This window comes from Terrabacter terrae, from assembly GCF_039529575.1.
GTDB classification, from domain to species: Bacteria; Actinomycetota; Actinomycetes; order Actinomycetales; family Dermatophilaceae; genus Terrabacter; species Terrabacter terrae.
The window spans coordinates 26,252-48,681 of sequence record NZ_BAAANB010000003.1; the positions used below are offsets into that span (position 1 = coordinate 26,252).

General features: G+C 71.0%; 16 protein-coding genes. 1 reads left to right on the forward strand and 15 read right to left on the reverse strand.

Features of this window, described 5'->3' with window-relative positions:
- Positions 1 to 197 precede the first annotated feature (197 nt).
- The 4 genes from hisH to hisD all read right to left on the reverse strand — a co-directional run bounded on the left by hisH (position 198) and on the right by hisD (position 4,042).
- A complete protein-coding gene (hisH, locus tag ABD194_RS05555; protein WP_343988875.1) occupies positions 198 to 836 on the reverse strand; it encodes an imidazole glycerol phosphate synthase subunit HisH in 639 nt (212 codons plus the stop codon).
- A gap of 16 nt (positions 837 to 852) precedes the next feature.
- Positions 853 to 1,482 carry an imidazoleglycerol-phosphate dehydratase HisB gene (gene hisB, locus ABD194_RS05560; RefSeq protein ID WP_343988877.1) on the reverse strand — a complete coding sequence of 210 codons (630 nt, stop codon included), beginning with the start codon at positions 1,480 to 1,482 and terminating at the stop codon, positions 853 to 855.
- A complete protein-coding gene (locus ABD194_RS05565; RefSeq protein WP_343989627.1) occupies positions 1,479 to 2,594 on the reverse strand; it encodes a histidinol-phosphate transaminase in 1,116 nt (371 codons plus the stop codon). The genes hisB and ABD194_RS05565 overlap by 4 nt, the downstream gene beginning before the upstream one ends.
- Positions 2,595 to 2,674: 80 nt before the next feature.
- Positions 2,675 to 4,042, reverse strand: coding sequence for a histidinol dehydrogenase (gene hisD, locus ABD194_RS05570; RefSeq protein WP_343988879.1), 1,368 nt, complete (start codon positions 4,040 to 4,042; stop codon positions 2,675 to 2,677).
- Positions 4,043 to 4,262: 220 nt separating this feature from the next.
- On the opposite strand from hisD, the gene ABD194_RS05575 reads away from it, so the two are divergent.
- Complete coding sequence (locus ABD194_RS05575) at positions 4,263 to 5,516, forward strand: endonuclease (protein ID WP_343988881.1); 1,254 nt, start codon at positions 4,263 to 4,265, stop codon at positions 5,514 to 5,516.
- A gap of 28 nt (positions 5,517 to 5,544) precedes the next feature.
- On the opposite strand, the gene ABD194_RS05580 is transcribed toward ABD194_RS05575, so the two are convergent.
- The 11 genes from ABD194_RS05580 to ABD194_RS05630 form a co-directional block, all read right to left on the reverse strand.
- Positions 5,545 to 7,644 carry a S9 family peptidase gene (locus ABD194_RS05580; protein WP_343988883.1) on the reverse strand — a complete coding sequence of 700 codons (2,100 nt, stop codon included), beginning with the start codon at positions 7,642 to 7,644 and terminating at the stop codon, positions 5,545 to 5,547.
- Positions 7,645 to 7,747: 103 nt separating this feature from the next.
- Positions 7,748 to 11,155, reverse strand: coding sequence for an ExeM/NucH family extracellular endonuclease (locus ABD194_RS05585; protein WP_343988886.1), 3,408 nt, complete (start codon positions 11,153 to 11,155; stop codon positions 7,748 to 7,750).
- Between the two features lie 174 nt (positions 11,156 to 11,329).
- A complete protein-coding gene (locus tag ABD194_RS05590; protein ID WP_343988888.1) occupies positions 11,330 to 12,289 on the reverse strand; it encodes a pseudouridine synthase in 960 nt (319 codons plus the stop codon).
- Entirely contained in the window at positions 12,290 to 13,426 is a 1,137-nt protein-coding gene (locus ABD194_RS05595) for a winged helix DNA-binding domain-containing protein (RefSeq protein ID WP_343988890.1), read from the reverse strand.
- Positions 13,427 to 13,436: 10 nt separating this feature from the next.
- Positions 13,437 to 17,033 (reverse strand): DNA polymerase III subunit alpha, encoded by a 3,597-nt coding sequence (gene dnaE / locus ABD194_RS05600; RefSeq protein ID WP_343988892.1) that lies wholly within the window; start codon positions 17,031 to 17,033, stop codon positions 13,437 to 13,439.
- A gap of 203 nt (positions 17,034 to 17,236) precedes the next feature.
- Positions 17,237 to 18,169 (reverse strand): RluA family pseudouridine synthase, encoded by a 933-nt coding sequence (locus ABD194_RS05605; protein ID WP_343988894.1) that lies wholly within the window; start codon positions 18,167 to 18,169, stop codon positions 17,237 to 17,239.
- Complete coding sequence (gene lspA / locus ABD194_RS05610; RefSeq protein ID WP_343988896.1) at positions 18,162 to 18,731, reverse strand: signal peptidase II; 570 nt, start codon at positions 18,729 to 18,731, stop codon at positions 18,162 to 18,164. Before lspA ends, ABD194_RS05605 begins: the two co-directional genes overlap by 8 nt.
- A 119-nt stretch (positions 18,732 to 18,850) precedes the next feature.
- The gene (locus ABD194_RS05615; protein WP_343988898.1) at positions 18,851 to 20,044 is read right to left on the reverse strand and encodes a TraR/DksA C4-type zinc finger protein; all 1,194 of its coding nucleotides are present in this window, start codon (positions 20,042 to 20,044) and stop codon (positions 18,851 to 18,853) included.
- A 157-nt stretch (positions 20,045 to 20,201) separates the two neighbouring features.
- Positions 20,202 to 21,458 carry a DivIVA domain-containing protein gene (locus ABD194_RS05620; protein ID WP_343988900.1) on the reverse strand — a complete coding sequence of 419 codons (1,257 nt, stop codon included), beginning with the start codon at positions 21,456 to 21,458 and terminating at the stop codon, positions 20,202 to 20,204.
- A 106-nt stretch (positions 21,459 to 21,564) separates the two neighbouring features.
- Positions 21,565 to 21,849, reverse strand: a complete 285-nt coding sequence (locus ABD194_RS05625) for a YggT family protein (protein ID WP_343988902.1) — start codon at positions 21,847 to 21,849, stop codon at positions 21,565 to 21,567.
- 94 nt (positions 21,850 to 21,943) lie between these two features.
- The gene (locus tag ABD194_RS05630; RefSeq protein ID WP_343988904.1) at positions 21,944 to 22,423 is read right to left on the reverse strand and encodes a cell division protein SepF; all 480 of its coding nucleotides are present in this window, start codon (positions 22,421 to 22,423) and stop codon (positions 21,944 to 21,946) included.
- Positions 22,424 to 22,430: the final 7 nt, after the last annotated feature.

The window sequence follows — 22,430 nt, forward strand, 5'->3', positions numbered from 1 at the left end:
CGGCGCGTGCTCCTCGGTGGTCGTGGTCTGGCCCCCGAGTATGCCGTGAGCACCGTTCGCCGGGGCCGCCCGGTCCGTGACATGAGCGGACACGAGTGGGGTCGGCCTGGTCTCTTCGTACGGGAACGGAGGCGTCGGTGAATGGTGCACCACTCATCGACGGACCGAGCGCGCACGAGCAGACGTGGCGGGTCTGGTCAGAGGCTGCGGACCCAGTTCTCCAGCAGGTGCAGCCCCGCCTCGCCGGACTTCTCGGGGTGGAACTGGGTGGCGCTCAGCGGGCCGTTCTCGACGGCTGCGACGAAGTCGGCACCGTGATGGGCCCACGTGACCCGGGGTGCGACCCGGGCGAAGGCGCCGGTGGCCTCGAGCGTCCAAGCCTGGACGGCATACGAGTGGACGAAGTAGAAGCGCTCGCGCTCCACGCCCGCGAACAGGCTGGAGCCCTCGGGAGCCCGCACCTCGGACCACCCCATGTGGGGGACGACGTCGGCCGGCAGCCGTTCGACGGTGCCGGGCCACTCGGCGAGACCGTCGAGGGGGTGTTCGGAAGCCTCGGTCGAGCCGTCGAAGAGCACCTGCATGCCGACGCAGATGCCGAGCACGGACCGACCGCCGCTGATGCGCCGGCCGATGATTCGGGGGCCGTGGGCGGCGGCGAGGCCGGCCATGCAGGCGTGGAAGTTGCCGACCCCGGGCACGAAGAGGCCCTCGCACTCCAGCGCCCGGACCGGGTCCGACGTCAGTGTCACGTCGGCCCCGACGCGCTCGAGCGCGCGCACGGCGGAGCGGACGTTGCCACTGCCGTAGTCGAGGACGACGACGTCGGCGCTCACCGGCGCACCTGCACGGTCACAGGGCGCCCTTGGCGCTGGGGATGCCGACGACGCGGGGGTCGGGCGCCACGGCCGCCCGCAGGGCGCGGGCGACGGCCTTGAACTGCGCCTCGACGATGTGGTGCGGGTCGCGGCCGGCGAGCACGCGCACGTGCAGGCAGAGCCCGGCGTTGTAGGCGAGGGACTCGAGCACGTGGCGCGTCATGGAGCCGGTGAAGTGGCCACCGATGAGGGCGTACTGCTGCCCCTCGGGCTCGCCCTCGTGCACGACGTACGGACGACCGGCGACGTCGACGACCGCGTGGCACAGCGCCTCGTCGAGCGGAACCGTGGCGTCGCCGAAGCGGGAGATGCCGGACTTGTCGCCGAGCGCCTCTCGGAGGGCCTGGCCCAGCACGATCGCCGTGTCCTCGACCGTGTGGTGCACGTCCACGTCGACGTCGCCCGTCGCCTTGACGGTGAGGTCGATGAGCGAGTGCTTGCTCAGCGAGTGGAGCATGTGGTCGTAGAACGGCACGCCCGTGGAGACCTCGGACCGGCCGGTCCCGTCGAGGTCGAGCCACAGCTCGACGGAGGACTCGGACGTCGCCCGGGTGATCTTCGCAGTGCGGCTGCCGCTGCTCGCGGCGGGGCTGGTCTCCGTCATGCCTGGCGGTCCTCACGCTCGACGTGGGTGGGGGCGAGGCGGGTCATGGCCTCGAGGAAGGCGGTCGTCTCGTCGGGGTCGCCGGCAGTGACACGCAGGTGGTGGGCGATGCCCATGTCGCGGACGAGCACGCCCTCGTCGAGCAGCGCCTGCCACGTCGCCTTCTCGTCGCGCAGTCCGCCGAAGAGGACGAAGTTGCTGTCGCTCGCGACCGGGCACGCGCCCAGCACGGCGAGGCGCTCGACGATGCGGTCGCGCTGGTGCTTGATGACCTCGACGGTGCCGAGCATGACCTCGGCGTGCTCGAGGGCGACCCGGGCGATCGTCTGCGTCGGGCTGCTCAGGTGGTAGGGCAGCCGCACCAGTCGAAGGGCGTCGACGAGCTCCGGGGCGGCCACGAGGTAGCCGAGGCGCCCGCCGGCGAACGCGAAGGCCTTGCTCATCGTGCGCGTGACCACGAGCCGGGGGTGCTCGGCGACGAGCGTCAGGGCGGACCTGGTTCCGGGGCGGGCGAACTCGGCATACGCCTCGTCGACGACGACGATCGCGTCCGGCGCTGCCTCGAGCACGGCACCGATCACCTCGAACGGCAGAGCCGTGCCGGTCGGGTTGTTGGGCGAGCAGAGGAAGACGACTGACGGGTCGTGCTCGCGCGCCTGGGCGGCGGCCGACTCGGGCGTCAGGTCGAACGCATCGGGTTCCGTTGCAGCAGAGCGGAGCCCGTCCACCCACGTCATGCCGTGAGTCTCGCTGATGATCGGGTGCATCGAATAGCTCGGCGTGAACCCGAGCGCAGTGCGCCCGGGGCCGCCGAAGGCCTGCACGACGTGCGAGAGCACCTCGTTGGACCCGTTGCCGGCCCACACCTGCTCCGGCGTCACCGACACGCCCGACTGCTTCTCGAGGTATGCCGTCAGCGCCTTGCGCAGGTCGGTGAACTCGCGGTCGGGGTAGCGGTTGAGCGACGCCACGTCGTCGGCGAGCGCCGCGAGGACCGCGTCGACGACCACCTGCGGCACGGGGTAGGAGTTCTCGTTGGTGTTGAGCCGCACCGGCACGTCGAGCTGCGGGGCGCCGTAGGGCGTGCGGCCGCGCAGGTCGGGACGCAGCAGCCGCTGGACCTCCTCGGAAGCAGAGGTGGCGGGGGCCGCGGGGGCTGCCGAACCGGCCGATGCGCTCGTGTCTCCCCCGCTCACCGGGGCACCTCGTCGCCGAAGCGGGCGGTGACGGCCTCGCCGTGCGCCGGGAGGTCCTCGGCCTGCGCGAGCGTCACGACGTGGCGGGCGATCTCGCGCAGGGCCGGCTCGTCGTAGGTGACGACGTGGATCCCCCGCAGGAACGACTGCACGGACAGCCCGCTCGAGTGGGAGGCGCACCCGGCGGTCGGGAGCACGTGGTTGGAGCCCGCGGCGTAGTCGCCGAGGCTGACCGGGCTGTGGGGGCCGACGAAGACGGCGCCGGCGTTGCGTACCCGCGCGGCCACCGCGGCGGCCTCACGGGTCTGGATCTCGAGGTGCTCGGCGGCATACGCGTTGACGACGTCGAGGCCGGCGTCGACGTCGTCGACGAGGACGATGCGCGACTGGGTGCCCTCGAGGGCGTCCGTGACGCGCTCCGAGTGCTTCGTGGCCGCGACGCGACGCGTCAGGGCCTGCTGCGTGCGCTCGGCCAGCTCGGTGCTGTCCGTGACGAGGACCGACGCGGCCAGTGGGTCGTGCTCGGCCTGGCTGACGAGGTCGGCGGCGACGTGGTCGGGGTCGGCCGACTCGTCGGCGAGGATCGCGATCTCGGTCGGGCCCGCCTCGGCGTCGATGCCGATGAGGCCCTTGAGCAGGCGCTTCGCGGCGACGACCCAGATGTTGCCGGGGCCGGTCACGAGGGAGACGGGGTCGCAGACGACAGGCGCTCCGTCGACCTCACCCCACTGCGGGTCGGCGTCGACGAAACCGTGCGCGAACATGGCGACCGCCTGGGCGCCGCCGACGGCATACACCTCGTCGACGCCGAGGAGCTCGCACGCGGCGAGGATGGTGGGGTTGGGGTAGCCGGCGAACTCGCCGGTGTTCTCGCGCTGCGGCGGCGAGGCGACGGCCAGCGAGCCGACCTCGGCGAGCTGGGCCGGGACGACGTTCATGATGACGCTGCTCGGGTAGACGGCCAGGCCACCGGGGACGTAGAGCCCGACCCGGTCGACGGGAACCCAGCGCTCGACGACGGTGCCGCCGGGGACGACCTCGGTCGTCGTGTCGGTGCGACGCTGGTCGGCGTGCACGAGCCGGGCACGCCGGATCGACTCCTCGAGCGCGGCGCGCAGGTCGGGGTCGAGCTGCTCGAGGGCGGAGCGGAGCACGGCGCGCGGAACCCGCAGGTGCGTCGGCCGGACGCCGTCGAAGCGCTCACCGAGCTCGCGCAGCGCCGCGGCACCGCGATGCTCGACGTCCTCGCAGATCGGTCGCACCTGCTCGAGGGCGGCCGTGACGTCGAACTCGGCTCGGGGCAGTTCCCGGCGCAGGAAGCGCACGTCGAGCGTGCGGCCGCGCAGGTCGAGGGAGGACATCATGGGTCACCAGTCTAGGAGGCGCGCCGTGTGCCGCGGACCGCGGTCTCAGCGGGCGGAGCCGAGCGGGTGGCCCTGCCGAATCCTGAACCCGGCCAGACGAAGGTCAGACCAACGGCTGACCCTGCGTCCAGTCGTGGTGCGCCACGCTCGGGGAGCCGCCCCACCCACCGGGCGGCGAGAGTCCGGCGACACCGGACACCCCTTTGGGACAGGAGAACCCGTGCCCGTCGTCATCCCAAGACGTCGCCTCGCAGCCGTCGTCACCGGCCTCGCCGTCGCCCTCGTGCCACCGAGCCTCGCCCTCAGCTCGGCCGCCGGCTCGCCGGCCACCGCACTGACCCTCCCCCACGCCGCCACCGCGCAGGCCGTAACCGCGGCGGCGCCCCTCACCGTCTCCCAGGCCATCGGCTCGCAGACCGGCCAGAGCGCCACCGTCCGCGGCCACGTGGTCGGCCAGCCCACCGCCACCAGCACCGTCGTGCGCTCGGGCTTCCCCAACGACTACGCACTCGCCATCGCGGACTCGGCGTCCGAGACGTCGACGAGCCGGATGCTCTACGTCCAGATCCCCTCGGCGTTCCGGTCGTCGTGGGGCCTGAAGACCAACCCGTCACTCATGGGGCGCCAGGTCGACGTCACCGGCTCGCTGTCGGCGTACTTCTCCCACCCGGGCATGACCGCAACGACGGCCTTCGCCTTCAGCGGCACCCCGACGACCACGCCCCTGCCGACGACGAGCACGAGGACGACCCCCGTCCCGACCAGCACGACGAGCCCCTACGACTCGACGTACTACGCGTCGGCCATCGGCAAGACCGGCTCGGCACTGCACACCGAGCTGCACCGGATCATCTCCAGCGGCGTCACGACCCTGACCTACGACCAGGTCTGGACCGCCCTCGGGGACACCGACCAGGACCCGAACAACGCGGGCAACGTCATCGAGGTCTACTCCGGTCGCTCGATCGCCAAGTCCGACAACGGCGGCGGCGTGGACCAGTGGAACCGCGAGCATGTCTGGGCCAAGAGCCACGGCGACTTCGGCACCGTCAACGGGCCCGGCACCGACGTGCACCACCTGCGCCCCGAGGACGTGACCGTCAACAGCACCCGCGGCAACCTCGACTTCGACAACGGCGGCTCGGCGGTGGCGCAGTGCACCGGCTGCCTGAGCGACAGCGACTCGTTCCAGCCGCGCGACGCCGTCAAGGGCGACGTGGCCCGGATGATCTTCTACATGGCGGTCCGCTGGGACGGCGGTGACGGCTTCGCCGACCTCGAGCCGAACAGCTCGGTCGCCAACGGGACCGCCCCGTACCTCGGCAAGCTCTCCGTGCTCAAGCAGTGGAACCTGCAGGACCCGCCCGACGCCTTCGAGAAGCGGCGCAACCAGGTCATCTACGACACCTGGCAGCACAACCGGAACCCGTTCATCGACCACCCCGAGTGGGTCACCGCGATCTACGGCTCCTGACCGGCGAACAGCTGGGCGACGACCGTGCTCACGACGTCTGGTCGATGAGGACGGCCGTCTCCCAGGCCCACTGGCGCCACAGGTCGTAGCGGCCGGAGCGTCCACCGTGCCCGGCCGCCATCTCGGTGCGGAACAGGATCTGGGCAGGGTCCTCGACCTGCTGGTCGGCGTGCCGCAGGGCGGCGACCCACTTGGCCGGCTCGGTGACGAACACCCGGGTGTCGTCGAGCCCGGCCGTGACCAGCAGGCTGGGGTGCCGCGCCGGCTGCACGTTCTCGTACGGGGCATAGGACTTCATGAGGGCGTATGCCGTCGGGTCCTCGAGCGGGTTGCCCCACTCCTCCCACTCGACCACGGTGAGCGGCAGGCTCGGGTCGAGCACCGTCGTCAGGGCGTCGACGAAGGGCACCTGCGCGTGCACGAAGCGGAAGCGCTGTGGAGCCAGGTTGACCACCGCACCCATGAGCAGTCCACCTGCCGAGCCGCCTTCTGCCGCAAGCCGGTCGGCGGCCACGATGCCGCTCTCGACGAGGTGGTCGGCGCACGCGACGAAGTCGGTGAAGGTGTTGGGCTTGGCCGCCAGCTTGCCGTCGTCGTACCAGGACCGGCCCATCTCCGAGCCGCCGCGGACGTGGGCGATGGCGAAGACCCAGCCGCGGTCGAGGAGCGAGAGGCGCAGCACCGAGAACCACGGGTCGCTGGAGATCCCGTAGGCACCGTAGGCGTTCAGCAGCCCCGGCGCCGTCCCGTCCGCCTGCACGTCGTGCCGGTGCACGACCGAGATGGGGATGCGGGTGCCGTCGGCGGCTGTCGCCCACTCACGCCGCTGCCGGTAGCGTCCGAGGTCGACGTCGCCGCGGACGCGCTGCTGCTTGAGCAGGGTCAAGGAGCGTGTGCGCACGTCGTAGTCCTCGACCGTGCGCGGCGTCACGAGGGACTCGTGGACGACCTGCAGCGTCGGGGTGCTCGCCTCCGGGTTGACGCCGACGTGGAGGGTGCCGATGGGCTCGCCCACGACGACGTCGTGGGCCTCGCCCAGGCCGTTCGCACACGCGGGGTCGCGCAGGACGACGCGGATGCCCGTGACTCCCTCGCGACGGAGGGACACGGCGATGAAGTCGTCGAATCCCTCTGCGCCGGTGACGTACTCGTCGTCGCTCGTGACCTCCAGCGGCACCCAGTCCTCGGCCGTGGTGCTCGTCACCGGCGCGATCGCCAGCTCGAAGTTGACCCGGTTGGCGTTGTGCACGACAAGGAGCTGGTCGCCGAACGGCTCGATGTCGTACTCGACACCCTGGCGCCGTTCGGCCACCACCCGCGGCGTGCCGAGCGGGTCGGCGGCGTCGAGCAGGCGGAACTCGCTCGTCGTCTTGGAGCCGATCGCGATCAGGACGAGCCGGTCGTCGCGCGAGGTGCCCACGCCGACGAAGAAGCGCTCGTCGGCCTCCTCGTGGACGAGGACGTCGTCCTCGACCGGCGCGCCGACCTCGTGGCGCCACACCTGGAAGGGCCGCCACGCCTCGTCGACGCGGGTGTAGAAGAAGTGCCGGGCGTCGAGGGACCAGGCCAGCGACCCGCCGGTGCGGCGCACGGCGTCGTCGAGCACGGCGCCGTCCTCGATCCGGCGCACGCGCACGTCGTAGCGCTCGTCGCCGACGACGTCGACGGCATACGCGAGCAGGTCGCCGGACGGCGAGACCTCGCTCGCACCGACGGCGAAGAACTCGTGGTCGCGGCCCTCCTCGTTCTGGTCGAGCAGGACCTGCTCGCCCGCGGGAGGGCGGCCGGCGTCCAGGGTCGGGCGCTCCGGGTGGTCGGCGATCGCGACCCGTGCCTCGACGGCGTACTGCTCTCCCTCGACCGTGCGTGAGTAGTACCACCAGCGGTCGTGGCGCACCGGCACCGACAGGTCGGTCTCCTCGATGCGGGAGCGGAACTCCTCGAAAACCTGCTCCGCCAGGGGGCGCAGGTGCTCGGTGCGCTCGGTGGCGTACGCGTTCTCGCCGACGAGCAGCTCACGCAGCTCGGGTGACTCCCGGTCGGCCATCCAGGCGTAGGGGTCCTCGAAGCGGTCGCCGTGGTGCTCGCGGACGACGGGGTCGCGGCGCGCGGTGGGGGGTTGCTGCATTCCGCACACTCTACGGACCCGCACGCGAACGGGTCCGGAGCCCGGTGGGTGATCACCCACCGGGCTCCGGCGCCTGCTGTGGCTCAGGAAGGCTCGGGAAGGCTCAGTGCAGCTTGACCTGTCCCTGGACCCGCTGGGTGCCGCTGTCGTAGACGAGGGCACCGGACGCGTCGCGCACGACGAGGCGCAGAGTGTCCGTCGCAGCGTCGGTGGCCGTCGCCTCGAAGCGGTACCCGGACACCCCGCCGACGGTCGCCGGGCCCGCGAGACGGGCGGTGTCACCGGTGACGACGAGCCAGTCGAGCCCCGTGGAGGCCAGAGCCAGCCCCGGCGTCACGAGGGTCAGCGCACCCTCGGGACGGCTGGCCCCGCTCGTGTACTTGGCCGAGAGGCTGAACTCCGCCTTGCCGCTGGAGGACGGCGAGCCGGCCACGGCACCCTTCGGCGAGACGAACCAGCCACCGCCGGTGAGGAACCCGGCGCCGCGGTCGTAGACGACGACGGTCGTGGTGCCGGTGCCGGTGTGGCCCCACTGGTCGGTCACGGTCACCGTGACGGTGTAGACGCCCGCCGCCGAGTAGACGTGGCGGCCGCTCACGGCGCCGCCGCTCACGGTGGCGACCGACGTCGACCCGTCACCCCACTGCACCGACGCCGTGTGGGCGTCGAGCGTGTCCGCGTCGGTGAACGTCGCGTCCACCGCCACCGGGTCACCGACCGAGACGGCCGACGACGGGCCGGTGACCGTGTCGACCTCCGGCGCGGCGTTGGTCAGGTCCAGGCCGACGACCACGGGGTCGTGGTCGGAGATGCGGAACTGGTCCGGCGCGTAGAGGCTCATCACCTGCGACGGCGTCTTGAACTCGGTGTTGTAGTCGAGGATGGCGGGCTCGTCGGAGTTGACGTGCCAGTCGCCGACCCCCGTCACCTGGCTGCTGATGGACGCCGACCCGAGTGCGTGGTCGAGGTAGCCCCACTGCCCGTCGAACGCGTACGAGTACGCCTCACGCCCGTTGCGCTGCTCGATCAGGTTGGCGTAGCCGGCCTTGCCGAGCGTGGTGATCGGGTCCTCCTTGGCGTAGGAGTTCATGTCGCCGAGGATGAGCACGTCGGGGTCACCGGTGCCCGTCGGGTCGCCGGCCAGCCAGTCGGCGAGGAGCTGCGCCGAGCGAACCCGGACGGCGTTGCAGTTGCCCTGGCCGTCGCCGGCGTCGGGCACGGTGCACGCGCTCCCCTTGCTCTTGAGGTGGTCGGCGACGGCCACGAACGTGCCGCCGGTGGTGTTGTCGCGGAAGGCCTGCGCGAGCGACGGGCGGTTGCGCGGGGCGGGGTCGCCACCGTTGACGAAGTCGACGGAGTTGAGCGCAGCGGTGGTGCCGACCGGCGTCATCTCCGCGGGCTTGTAGAGCATGCCCACCTTGATGGCGTCGTTGCCCAGCGCGTCGGTCTGGCCGGTGCGTGCGTCGGCGTCGATGAATGCCCAGGTCCCTGCGCCGTCCTGCTCGTTGAGCTTGCCCACGAGGAACTGCTCCGCGCTCCCGGGGCCGTAGCCGTCGTTCTCCATCTCCATGAAGGCGACGACGTCGGCACCGGTCCCGGAGACGGCGGTGACCGTCTTGTGCCACTGACGGTCGAACTCGGCCGCGGTGTTGGCGCCGCGGCAGTCCATCACGTCACCGGTGAGGCCACCACGGCAGTTGTTGCCGGTGGTGTCGAGGGTGGTGAAGAAGTTGAGCAGGTTCATCCCCACGACGCGGGTGCGGCCGCCGACAGCCGGAGGGCTGGACGGGCGGGGGTTGGTGGGCTGGAAGTCGACCGTCGCCCGCGGGCTGACGGGGCGGATGCGGTAGGCGTTGGCGCTGGCCGAGTTGCCGCCCCAGGTGTACGTCAGCACACCGGTCAGGTCGGTGACGGTGTCGCCACCGCGCAGGGTGTTGGACGCCGACAGCGGCTGCCCACCGCGCCCGAATGCGATCGGGTCGACGTTCTGCGCCTGCGTCGTGTCGTCGAGGATGATCTTGCGCAGGTCGTTGGCCGCCTGGAGCGCAGCCGCCGGGGCGCCGGGGGCCACGACGTTGGTCGGCTGCTCGAGACGGCCACCCTGGGCGAGCGTGACCTGGCCGAAGCGGCCGAGCTGGTAGTGCTCGGTCACCGACATGTCCTGCGGGAGCGTGACGAGCATGCCCTCGTAGCGCTCGAGGGCCGTCGGGCTCGCCACCGGGAAGCGGACATCGGTCGGGGCGACCGTGCCGGTGCCACAGACGGTGATGCGGCCGGCGCTGACCTGCGTCTGGTCCTGGTTCTCGCCGACGTTGCCCGTCACGGTGACGACGTCGCCGAGCTTCACGCTGTCGGCGTTGCTGCCCTCGAAGACGAAGATGCCGTCGGAGGTGGCGGCGTCGCCGTCACCGGTGGGGTCCTGGATGAAGAAGCCGCGCAGCGCCGGGGACGGGCCCTCGTAGTCGCCGACGACGACGCCGCGGGTCGTGACGCTGCCGGTCACCGCAGCCATGTCGCCGCGGCCCTGAATCGCGGGGATCGACGTCGTGTCGGCCTCGCACGGGTTGCTCGCCGGCACCGAGAAGCGCACGACGACGTCGGACGCGAGCGTGTCGGGCGGGTCGACGGCGTCCTGGTCGGTGACCGCCGACGCCGACACGGTCAGGGTGCAGGCGTCACCGAGGGCGAAGTCGGCGGAGGGGTCGAGTGTGAAGGTGGCGGGGCCACCCGTGACGGTCAGGCTCTTGGCACCCGAGAGGGAACAGGCGAGCGAGAAGGCGCCGGGGGCGGCGTCGACGGGCTCCGAGAACGTCACGGTGGGGCTGGCGTCGACGGCCACGCTGGAGGCGCCGTCGGCCGGGGTCGTGGCCGTCACACTCGGGGCCACGTCGGCGGCGGGACCGCCGTCGACCGTGTGGCTGCCGAGGCCGTCGAAGGTGTCGACGGCGTAGCCGTCCCACTGCACGGCAGGGTCGAAGGCGTCGGCGCCGTTCGGGTCACCCGCGGTGACCGACGTCTTGCGACGCAGCGTGTTGTCGGCGGTCGAGGTCAGGCCGGTGCCCCATTCGGTGCCGGGGTCGGTGCCGATTTGGCCGATGACGTCGACGGCGGTGGTGCCCTTGCGCAGGGTGATCGCGTCGTCCCCGTTGAAGAGCGATGCGGTGGTGGTCTGGTCGGCCAGCGCGACCAGTGCGGTCGAGGCCGAGCTCGCAGCGAGCACGAAGACGTCGCCGCTGGCGACGCTGCCGCTCAGCGGGATGGTGCCGTTGGACGTGCCGCCGTTGAACGAGATGGCGATGCTGTAGGCCGACAGGTCCACCGTGGACCCCGTGCCGTTGTAGATCTCGAGCGCCTTGTTGTTGCTCGAGCCCTCGACGTACTCGCTGAAGAACAGCTCCGTCGGGGCCGCCGCCGAGGCCGGTGCGGCCACGACGAAGGGGGTGATGCCCACGGCGAGCGCAGCGGTGGTGACCGCGGCTACCCGACGCAGGGCAGGACGAGACTGACGCATGAATTTCCTCCCTGGGACCGGCTCCTCCGCTCGGTCTGCGCGTCACCCTAGACCGGACCCCCGACGTCCGCGCGTCGAGGCGAGCACGCGACGCTGAACGCAGCATGAACGACGCCTGAGGAAGAACTGCGCGGACATTCGGTGCGAATCGCCCGGCCGCATGAGATCGCCCGCTCAGCCAAGGGGCCAGGCGCCGGGCCAAGCCGCCAGCCTGCGTCGGCTGACGAACCGGCGCGGCGTCCCGTCGACCGGGTCGTCGAAGGCGAGGACGGCGGCGAGCAGCTGCAGGGGCGCGTCGAAGCCGAGCGGCACGTCCTGCTCGACCGGGTAGAGCGGGTCGCCGACGATCGGGATGCCCAGGCCGTTCAGCTGGCACCGCAGCTGGTGGGTCCGGCCCGTCCGCGGCGTGAGCCGGTAGAGGCCGAGTTCCTTCCCGTCGCTGTCCGCTCCCGGCGCCGTCTCGAGCAGCTCCACCAGCGTCTCGGCGTTGGGGTCGGCGTCCTCGACCTCCCGGGCCTGGTGCGTGCCGTGGTCCTTGACGAGATGCGTGCGACGCACCAGGGGCAGCGCGAGCCTCGGCAGGACCGGTGCCACGGCGAGGTACTCCTTGTGCGCGAGGCCATCGGCGAAGACGCGCTGGTAGGGCCCCCGCCACCGCTGCTCGACCGTGAGCATCAGGACGCCGGCCGTGGGGCGGTCGAGACGGTGCGCCGGCGCCAGCCGGTCCAGCCCGGTGAGGACGCGGGTGCGGGCGAGGGCGCTCTGCACGACGTGCCTCCCCCGGGGCATCGTCGCCATGTCGTGGGGCTTGTCGACGACGACGATCCGCTCGTCCCGGTGCAGCACGACGGGCGGTTCGGGGTGCACGACCTCCTCGGGCAGGTCGCGGTGGGCCCACACGGCTGCCTGCGGCACGAACGGCGCGTCGGCCTGCAGCGGGGTGCCGGATGCGTCGACGAACTCCCCCGCCCGCAGCATGCGGTCGACCTCCCACGACGGGACCCCCGGCGAGAGCCGCTCGACGAGGTGGTCCCGCAGGTACGTCCACGACCCGTCCTGCGGCATACGGAAGCGCTGGGCATCGACGCCGTGGCGAGGCGGCAGGGGCGAGGGCGGGATGGCTCCCCTGGCCACTCAGGCGCTCCCGTCCCCGGACGGGAGACCCGGCGCCGCGCGTACGACCTGTGCCTCGACGCCGAGGAAGGTGGCGTAGGCCTCCGCCGCGCGTTGGACCTCTCGCCACCGTCGGGCGGAGAGCTCGGCGAAGGGCTGCACCTCGACGCGGACGTGCGCCGACTTCGAGACGCGCCGCCAGGTGCCGGCGACCTGCCCGTCCACCACCAGCGTCGGCTTGAAGACCATGTTGCGTCCGGGCACCACCTTGGCGAAGTGCTCGGGCGGCAGCGTCACGTCGCGCGACTTGTAGCCGAGGAGGAACTCGTCCCACTGCGGGAGGAGGTGCACCCCACCGGGCAGGTCGGGGACGGGGCGGGCGTCGACGTGGGTGAGCCACACCTCGTCGTCGACGGTCTCACGCACCAGGCGGTCGTCGACCAGGGCCAGCGCCTCACGGGTCAGCGACAGGGGCTTGAGCAGCCAGCCGGCGAGGTCCCTCTCCGTCACGGGTCCGTGGCTGCGGACGTAGCGCTCGGCGACCGTCGCCAGCCCTTCCTCCCGCGAGGGCTGCCGCGACCGCGGGACCCACGCGTCGATGAGCACGAAGCTCGGCTGCTTGCCGATCAGCGGCCCCTGGCAGATCAGGCCGCTCATGCAGTGGTAGCCGATGAGGTGGTATTTGCGCTGCCCGGCCGGGTCGATGCCGTGCTCGACCAGCAGCGCTGCGACGTCGGGGCGGCTCCTCGGCACGCGCAGGTGCTCCTCGAAGACCTGTCCGGAGCGCTCGACGTCGGCGGCGGTGATGGCGAGCTGCGCGAACCGGGTCGCGAGCGTGGTGCTTCGCGGCGCCGCGAGCAGCTCGCACATCCAGCGCGCGTCCTCGGCGGGGACCCAGTGGATCGTGCCGCGCATCGGCCACGTGCGTACGACCTGCCGGTCCACGACGGCCTGTTCCACCTGCTCGAGGGTGAGCCCCGAGCGGACGCCGAGCGACCACGCGCCGCTGGCGTAGTCCTGGGCCTGCAGGGCGCCGAGCTCCTGCGTGACCTCGAGCGCGGACTTCGGCGCGGCGCGGCTGGTGCCGCCGAGCGGTGGAGTGAGGCCGAGGGCGGCCATCCGCGCCCGGCGCAGCCGCCGCCGGTCGCTGTCGCGCATCACCGCGGCCTCAGCTCAGGCAGGCGGGACCGAGGAGCGCCTTCAGGTCACCGAACAGGGCGGAGGTCGCGGTGACCCGCAGCGAGTCGTCGAGCGACATCAGGACCGAGCGTCCGGGCTGGGTCAGCTTGACCTGCACCTCGGTGGCCCCGGGGTGCTCACCGAGCACCCGCTTGAGGCTCTCGGCCACGGCTGGGGTCGCTCGCCCGAGCGGCAGCGTGAGTACGACCGGCCCGCGCGGGCCCTCCTTGATGTCGGGGATCGTCAGCTCCTGCGCGAAGATAGAGATCGAGTCGTCACGCGCGCTGACGCGGCCCTTGACGGCGCACACGGTGTCCTGGGCGAGCATCGTGGAGTACGTCATGTAGGCCGACGGGAAGAAGAGGCACTCGACCGCGCCGTCGAGGTCCTCGACCGTCGCGATGGCCCACAGGTCGCCCTTCTTCGTGCGCTTGAGCTGCAGGCTCGTGATCAGCCCGGCCACCGTGACCGGGGTGCCGTCGGGCTTGGGGTCATCGCCCATCAGTGCGGCGATGGAGGTGTCGGCGTGCGTGGCGAGGATGTGCTCGATGCCGAAGAGCGGGTGGTCGCTGACGTAGAGGCCGAGCATCTCGCGCTCGAAGGAGAGCAGCGTCGCCTTCTCCCACTCCATCGTCGGCACCGGCGGCAGCCCGTCGAAGGCCCCAGGGCCGTCCTGACCGTCCCCGGACGCGTTGTCGTCGCCGAAGCTGGCGAAGAGGCTGTCCTGCCCGATGGCCTCCTGCTTCTTGACCTCGATCAGCGCGTCGATGTAGCGCTCGTGGACCTCGACCATGCCGCGGCGGGACTCGCCGAGGGAGTCGAAGGCGCCACCCTTGATGAGCGACTCGATGGTGCGCTTGTTGCAGACGACGGCCGGCACCTTCGAGAGGAAGTCCTTGAAGGACGCGAAGGCGCCCTTCTCCTCGCGGGCCTTGACGATCGCCTGGACCACCGGCAGCCCGACGTTGCGGATGGCGGCCAGGCCGAAGCGGATGTCGGTGCCGACAGCCGCGAAGTTGGCGATCGACTCGTTGACGTCGGGCGGCAGCACCTTGATGCCCATGTGCCGGCACTCGTTGAGGTAGAGCGCCGACTTGTCCTTGTCGTCGCGCACGCTGGTGAGCAGCGCCGCCATGTACTCGGCCGGGTAGTTGGCCTTGAGGTAGCCGGTCCAGTACGAGACGAGGCCGTATGCCGCCGTGTGCGCCTTGTTGAACGCGTAGTCGGAGAACGGGACGAGGACGCCCCACAGGGCGGCGATCGAGGCCTCGTTGAAGCCGTTGGCCTTCATGCCCTCGGAGAAGGGGACGTACTCGGCGTCGAGCACCTCCTTCTTCTTCTTGCCCATGGCGCGGCGCAGCAGGTCGGCGTTGCCGAGGGTGTAGCCGGCGAGCTTCTGGGCGATCTCCATGACCTGCTCCTGGTAGATGACCAGGCCGTAGGTCATCTTCAGGATCGGGTCGAGTGCCTCGACCATCTCCGGCTGCAGCTTGCCCTTGAGCTGAGGGTCGAGCGGGATGACCTCCTGCTTGCCGTTCTTGCGCAGCGCGAAGTTGGTGTGGGCGTTGACGCCCATGGGGCCGGGTCGGTAGAGCGCGAGGGCGGCGGAGATGTCCTCGAAGTTGTCGGGCTGCATCAGGCGCAGCAGCGCCCGCATGCCGCCGCCGTCGAGCTGGAAGACGCCGAGCGTGTCGCCCCGGCCGAGCAGCTCGTAGGTGGCCTTGTCGGTCATGTCCTTGGACAGGGCGTCGAGGTCGATGTCCTCGTCGCGGTTGAGCTTGATGTTCTCGATGGCGTCGTCGAGGATCGTGAGGTTGCGCAGCCCCAGGAAGTCCATCTTGACCAGGCCCAGGTTCTCGCAGCTGGGGTAGTCGAACTGCGTGATGATCTGGCCGTCCTGGAGGCGGCGCATGATCGGGATGACGTCGACAAGCGGCTCGCTGCTCATGATGACGCCGGCGGCGTGCACTCCCCACTGACGCTTCAGGCCCTCGAGACCCAGGGCCGTCGCCACGACCTCCTGGGCCTGCGGGTCCTCGTCGTGCACGGCCCGGAAGTCGACGGCCTCGTTGTAGCGCTTGGACTCGGGCTTGAAGACGTCGGCGAGCGGCATGCCCTTGCCCATGACGTCGGGTGGCATGGCCTTGGTGAGCTTCTCGCCCATCGAGAACGGATGGCCGAGCACCCGGCTCGCGTCCTTGAGTGCCTGCTTGGCCTTGATGGTGCCGTAGGTGACGATCTGCGCGACGCGCTCCTCGCCGTACTTCTCGGTGACGTAGCGGATGACCTCGCCACGACGGCGCTCGTCGAAGTCGACGTCGAAGTCGGGCATGGACATGCGCTCGGGGTTGAGGAAGCGCTCGAAGATCAGGCCGTGCGGGATCGGGTCGAGGTCGGTGATCCCCATCGCGTAGGCGCACATCGAGCCGGCACCGGAGCCTCGGCCGGGGCCCACGCGGATGCCGTTGCGCTTGGCCCAGTTGATGAAGTCGGCGACGACGAGGAAGTAGCCGGGGTAGCCCTTGGAGACGATGACCTCCTCCTCGAAGGCCGCCTGCTTGCGGGCGTAGTCCGGCACCCCCTCGGGGAAGCGGCGCTGCAGGCCGGTCTCGACCTCCTTGATGAACCACGAGGTCTCGTCCTCGCCCTCGGGGCAGGGGAAGCGCGGCATGTAGCGCCCCTCCCCCTCGGTGAAGGAGACCTCGCACCGCTCGGCGATCAGGAGGGTGTTGTCGCACGCCTCGGGCAGCTCGCGCCACAGGTGGCGCATCTCCTGGGCGGACTTGAGGTAGAAGTCGTCGGCGTCGAACTTGAACCGGTTGGGGTCCATGAGGGTCGAGCCGGACTGCACGCAGAGCAGGGCCGCGTGGGCCTTGGCGTCCTCGGCGCGGGTGTAGTGCAGGTCGTTGGTCGCCACGAGCGGCAGCTTGAGGTCGCGCGCGAGGCGGATGAGGTCCTTCTGGGTGCGCCGCTCGATGTCGAGGCCGTGGTCCATCAGCTCGACGAAGACGTTCTCGTTGCCGAAGATGTCGCGCAGCTCGGCGGCGACCTCGCGGGCCTCGTCGTACATGCCGAAGCGCAGCTTGGTCTGGATCTCGCTCGAGGGGCACCCGGTGGTGACGATCAGGCCCTTGCCGTAGGTCGAGAGCAGGTCGCGGTCGATGCGCGGCCACTTCGTGTAGACCTGGTCCAGGCTCGCGATCGAGCTCATCCGGAACAGGTTGTGCATGCCCTCGTTGTTGCTCGCGAGCATCGTCATGTGGGTGTAGGCGCCACTGCCCGACACGTCGTCACGGCCGCCGTCACCCCAGCTGACCTTGGTGCGGTCGCTGCGGTGCGTGCCGGGCGTGATGTAGGCCTCGACGCCGATGATCGGCTTGACGCCGGTGCCCTGTGCCTTCTTCCAGAACTCGTAGGCGCCGAAGACGTAGCCGTGGTCGGTGGTGGCCAGGGCCGGCATGCCCATCCGGGCAGCCTCGCTGAAGAGGTCGCCGATGCGGGCCGCCCCGTCGAGCATGGAGTACTCCGTGTGCACGTGGAGGTGCACGAAGTTCTGGTCGTTTCTCGGGGCGGCTTCGGTCGACATCGTGGATGAGTCTAAGCCTCGCCGAGGACAGTCCCCGGCGTGTCGAGCACGGGTGTCGCGGCAGGTGTTCCGGTGGGCGCTCCGGAGGGTGTCGCGGGGGTCCGTGCCCGCCGTCGACCTCGCCCACGACGAGGCCGCCCCGGCCCACGAAGGGGCCGGGGCGGCATACCCGACGGTTTCAACCTCCGCTGGAGGGTGAAGGTCTAGAACGTCGCGACGATGTCGAGCGCCCGCTGCAGGTCCTCCGGGTAGGGGCTCTCGAAGTGGACGTACTCGCCCGTGCCGGGGTGCTCGAACCCGAGACCGACGGCATGCAGCCACTGCCGCTCGAGCTTCAGCCGGGCCGCGAGCCTCGGGTCGGCGCCGTAGGTGAGGTCGCCGCAGCACGGGTGGTGCAGCGCCGCGAAGTGCACGCGGATCTGGTGGGTGCGGCCGGTCTCCAGGTGGATGTCGAGCAGGCTCGCGTGCCGGAACGCCTCGATGACCTCGTAGTGGGTCACCGACGGCTTGCCGGTCTTCATCACCGCGAACTTGTAGTCGTGGCCGGGGTGCCGACCGATCGGAGCGTCCACGGTGCCGACGACGGGGTCGGGCAGGCCCTGCACGAGAGCGTGGTAGGTCTTGTCGACCGTGCGGCTGCGGAAGGCGTGCTTGAGGCGGGAGTACGCGTACTCGCTCTTCGCGACGACCATCAGTCCCGAGGTCCCCACGTCGAGGCGGCTCACGATCCCCTGGCGCTCGGGAGCCCCCGACGTGGAGATCCGGTAGCCGGCGGCGGCCAGCCCCGAGACGACGTCGGGACCGGTCCACCCGACGCTCGGGTGCGCGGCCACGCCGACGGGCTTGTCGACGACGACGATGTCGTCGTCGTCGTGGACGATCGCCATACCGGGCACCGGCTGGGCGATGACCTGCAGGCTCGGGCTCTCCTGGGCGCTCGGCAGCGACACCTCGAGCATCGCGCCGGCGAACAGGCGCTCCGACTTGGCGACGGCCTTGCCGTCGAGCACGACGTGGCCGTCGGCGGCCAGGTCGGCCGCCTTGGTGCGGGAGACGCCGAAGAGCCGGGCGACACCGGCGTCGACGCGCTCCCCCTCCAGCCCGTCGGGGACGAGGACGGTGCGGACGTCAGGCATGCTCGTCGCCTCCGGTGCCCCCGCGGCTGCTGTGGTCGCGCTGGTCACGGCGGCCGTCGACGCCGATGCCGACCATCGCCAGGATGACGATGAGGACGGCGGCCGAGACGATCCAGATGTCGGCGACGTTGCCGATGAACCAGTGGTAGTCGATGAAGTCGACCACGTGGCCCTGCCCGCCACCGGGCGGTCGGACGAAGCGGTCGGTCAGGTTGCCCAGCGCCGCCCCGAGCAGCAGGCCGAGGGCGATGGCCCACGCGCGCGACCCGAGCCGGCGGGCCACCACCACGATCGCGACGAGCACCGCGATTGCGATTCCGGTCATGATCCACGTGCTGCCGGCGCCCAGCGAGAGCGCCGCACCGGGGTTGCCGATCAGCCGCAGTCGGATGAGCTGGCCGAGGAACGGATGTGCCTCGCCGTCGGCGAGGGTGTCGAGGGCCACCGCCTTCGTCAGCTGGTCGCTGGCGTAGGCGAGCACCGCGACGACGCCGAGCACCGCGAAGAGGCGCTTGCGCCGGTCGGGCGCCGGTCGGCTCTGGTCGGGGCTGGGCGCGGTCACGGGGGCTGGGGCCGCGGACTCGTTCGCGGGGGTGCCCGCGGTTGGGTCGGCGGGTGTGTTCGTAGTGGTGGACACGCCGTCGACCCCCGCGCGGGGGGTCGACGTGGCGTGATCGGGCGTCAGTGGCGGTCCTGCTTCTCCTGGCATGTCATGCACAGGGTCGCACGAGGACGGGCCTGAAGTCGAAGCTTGCCGATGGGGTTGCCGCAGTCCTCGCAGATGCCGTAGGTGCCGGCCTCGAGCTGCTCGAGCGCGTGCTCCGCCTGGCGCAGGCTGGCGCGGGCGTTGGCGGCCACCGAGATCTCGTGCTCGCGCTCGGCCGTCTTGGCGCCCGCGTCGGCCTGGTCGTCGCCGGCGCCGTCGCCCGTGGCGCGCAGCAGGTCGTCGAGCTCGTCCTCGGCGAGCTTCAGCTCGACGCGGTGCTGCCCGATCTCGTCGAGCAGGACTCCGCGGACCTCGGTGATCTCCTCCTCGCTCCAGGGGCTCTCGTCGTCCTTGACCCGCAGCTGCTCACTGAGCTTGGCCGCGTCGACGGACGTGCGGGTGGTCTTTGCTGCGCTCTTGGTTGCGGCTTTCGTGGCCGTCGCGCGCGGTGCGGTTGAGCTCGTCGTCACAGCTGCCTTCTTGGTTCGAGGTGCAGGCGCCTTCGCTGCGGGCTTGGCAGCCCCGGCGCCTGCTCGGGATGAGGTGGTGGCGGACGTCTGCTTCGCCGCCGTCGACCGGGTCTGCGCCGCCGTGCTGGTGGCGCGACCGGACGTGTTCTTCTTCTGTGCCTGGGTGCTGCTAGCGCTCATGGTGTCCGCGCCGGCCTTCTCCGCGCTGGCCTTTCGAGCCTTCGTGCTTCTCGCGCCCGGCTGTGCCGCGCTCGCCGTGCCTGCCGCTGCCGGCTTTTCAGCGACCTTGCCAGCAGGGTTGGGCGCCGACCTCGTGGTCGGCGCGCCCGTTCGCGCGACCGGCTGCCCGCTCGTCGGCTTCTTCGTCGACCGGGTGCCCGGCTCCGAGGAGGCCTTTGTGACAGATGCCGTCCTGCTGCTCGTCTTGCTGGCCGTCTTGCCCGGTGTCTCGCCCGTTGCCTTGGTGCTGGTGGGAGTCGGCGCCTTCTTCACCGTCGATGCCGCCGCGGCGACCTTGCCTCCAGCGGCGCTGGAGCGCCCTGCTGCCGTCTTCTCGACAGCGGCCGTCTTGTCCGTCGTACCCGTCGGCGCCTTCTTGGCCGTGCCGGTGGTGGCCGCACCGGCCCGGGCCGGCGTGGACCGCTTGACCGCGGAGCTCGGCGCTGCCGTCTTCTTCGCCATCAGACCCTCCGTCGTCACACCGTCGACGCTGACAAGTGGGGCTGACAATAAGCCTCGTGCGGGTCGCACACAAACGCGAAACGCAAATGCGTACCAAGTGTTCGTCCCTCGGTACACCGAAGGCCGCCTGGATGTTGGTCCGGGCGGCCTTGGTGCGTCTGTCGAGGTGGGGGGCTCAGTCCTGGCTGCCCTCGCCGGCGCCGACGTGTGCCGGCTCCTGGGCGCTGCCGTCGAGGTCGTGCAGCTGGCTCTCGATGTAGGACTTGAGGTTGGAGCGGTAGTTCTTCTCGAACCCGCGGAGCTCAGCGATCTTGCGGTCGAGCAGGCCCTTCTGCTTGTCGAGCTCCTCGAGCAGGGCCGCCTTCTTCTGCTGGGCCTCGGCGACCATGCCGGTGGCTCGCTCGCGGGCCTCCGTCAGCATCTCGTCGCGCCGCGAGGTCGCCTCCGCGAGCATCTGGTCACGCTGCGAGGTGGCCTGGGCGATCATCTGGTCACGCTGGGACGTGGCCTCGGCGATCATCTGGTCACGCTGCGACGCCGCCTCGGCCGAGATCTGCTCCGCCTCCTTCGTGGCCTGCTCGTGGCGGCTCTGCCCGGCGTTGACGAGCTCGTCGTGGCGGGCCTGGGCGGCTTCGACCATCTCGCGGTGACGGTTCTCGGCCTCGGAGATCAGCTCGTCGCGGCGGCTCTCACCGGCGGCCACGTGCTCGTCGTGCAGGCGCTGGGCGAGGGCGATGACGCCGGCGGCGTCGAGGTTGCCGGCCGGCGCGTTGGCCGGCGCCTCTGCGGCGGCGGGAGCGGGAGCGGCTGCGGGTGCCTTGGCCGACTCCTCGCGGATGCGGGCGGCCTCGACCTGGGCGGTCTCCGCGTCCTGCGCGGCCCGGGCGGCGCGCTCCTCGGCGGAGCGCGCGTTCTCCTGCGCCTTGGCCAGCTGCGCCTCGGCGTCGGCGACCTGGGAGTTGAGGGCGTTCAGCCTGGCCTGCGCGTCGTTGAGGGCCTGCGAGTCGACGGCAGACTTGGCGGCGGCCTCGGCACGCTCGGCCTCGGCCTTGGCGCGCTCGATGCGCTCCTTGGCCACACGCTCTGCGTTCTCGGCCTCCGCCTTCGCCTTGGCGGCGCGCTCGCTGGCGGCCTTGAAGGCGCGCTCCGCGTCCTGGATCTTGGCGGTGAGCCCGCCGAGCTTGGCCTCCTCGCCGGGGCGCGCGACCGCCGGCATGGCAGCCGTCGGCCCGTCGGCGCGCACGGCCGACTGGTTCTTGCTCGCGCGGCAGTCGTTGAGCTGCTTCAGGTAGTCGTCACGCTGCTCGATGAGCGAGCGCATCTCGGCCACGATCTCGTCGAGGAAGTCGTCAACGTCCCGCTCCTCGTAGCCACGGCGAAACTGCGTGGTCTGGAAGTGCTTGTTGAGCACCTGTTCCGGCGTTAGCGCCATGGGTCACCTCGATGCAGACGTAATGGTTCGGGTCAACGCTATCCAACGACTCCTGCGGCGACCAAAGCAACGTGCGGCCGCCCGGGCTCGAGGAACAACGGGAAAGTCAGAAGTAGTTGGGGACGTTCAGGGCCAAGGACGTCAGCAGCATCAGGACGAGGAAGCTGAGGTCGAGCCGCACGCCCCCGATGTTGGGGGACGGGATCACCTTGCGCAGGGCTCGCAGCGGCGGGTCGGTGACCGTGTAGACCGCCTCGGCCAGGACGAGAACGACCCCCGCGGGGCGCCAGGACCTGGCCAGCACCTGCACCCAGTCGAGGACGAAGCGACCGATGAGCGCGATGAAGAAGGTGAAGACGACCACCCCGTAGATCGTCCAGAACACATCCATGGTGGTCAGTGTCCCTGATCTGCGCGCAGGAGCGAAACGCGGACGGGGCGCCGGGCGCTCGGTGAGGCCCGCTCGTGGTGGAGGACCGCGGTCTTCAGCTCTGGTTGAAGAAGCCGCGGGCGGACGCGGGGGGCTCCGGCTCGTCGGCCGAGATCTCCACGTGTGCCGGCGAGAGCAGGAAGACCTTGGAGGTGACGCGCTCGATCGTGCCGTGCAGCCCGAAGACCAGACCCGCGGCGAAGTCGACGAGACGCTTGGCGTCGGCGTCGTCCATGTCGCTGAGGTTCATGATGACCGGGACCTGGTCGCGGAACCACTCGCCGATGTTCTTGGCCTCGTTGTAGGTGCGCGGGTGGATCGTCGTGATGCGGTTGAGGGATCCGACCTCGACGTCGCGCACGACGGCAGCCACGGGTCGCTTGGTGGGAAGCTGGGTCACGGCCGCGGTGTGCTCGCTCTCGTCGTCGTAGCGGTCGGACTCGTCGTAGGCGTCGTAGTCGTCGTAACGGTCATGACGCTGGTCCTCCTCGCTGAGTCCGAGGTACACCATCGTCTTGCGCAGTGCCCCTGCCATGGCCAAC

Coding starts and splice junctions, on each gene's coding strand:
- hisB (WP_343988877.1), bottom strand. CDS start 1,482: ATGACGGAGACCAGCCCCGCCGCGAGCAGCGGCAGCCGCACTGCGAAG.
- hisD (WP_343988879.1), bottom strand. CDS start 4,042: ATGATGTCCTCCCTCGACCTGCGCGGCCGCACGCTCGACGTGCGCTTC.
- ABD194_RS05580 (WP_343988883.1), bottom strand. CDS start 7,644: ATGCAGCAACCCCCCACCGCGCGCCGCGACCCCGTCGTCCGCGAGCAC.
- ABD194_RS05585 (WP_343988886.1), bottom strand. CDS start 11,155: ATGCGTCAGTCTCGTCCTGCCCTGCGTCGGGTAGCCGCGGTCACCACC.
- ABD194_RS05595 (WP_343988890.1), bottom strand. CDS start 13,426: ATGCGCGACAGCGACCGGCGGCGGCTGCGCCGGGCGCGGATGGCCGCC.
- dnaE (WP_343988892.1), bottom strand. CDS start 17,033: ATGTCGACCGAAGCCGCCCCGAGAAACGACCAGAACTTCGTGCACCTC.
- ABD194_RS05605 (WP_343988894.1), bottom strand. CDS start 18,169: ATGCCTGACGTCCGCACCGTCCTCGTCCCCGACGGGCTGGAGGGGGAG.
- ABD194_RS05620 (WP_343988900.1), bottom strand. CDS start 21,458: ATGGCGCTAACGCCGGAACAGGTGCTCAACAAGCACTTCCAGACCACG.
- ABD194_RS05625 (WP_343988902.1), bottom strand. CDS start 21,849: ATGGATGTGTTCTGGACGATCTACGGGGTGGTCGTCTTCACCTTCTTC.
- ABD194_RS05630 (WP_343988904.1), bottom strand. CDS start 22,423: ATGGCAGGGGCACTGCGCAAGACGATGGTGTACCTCGGACTCAGCGAG.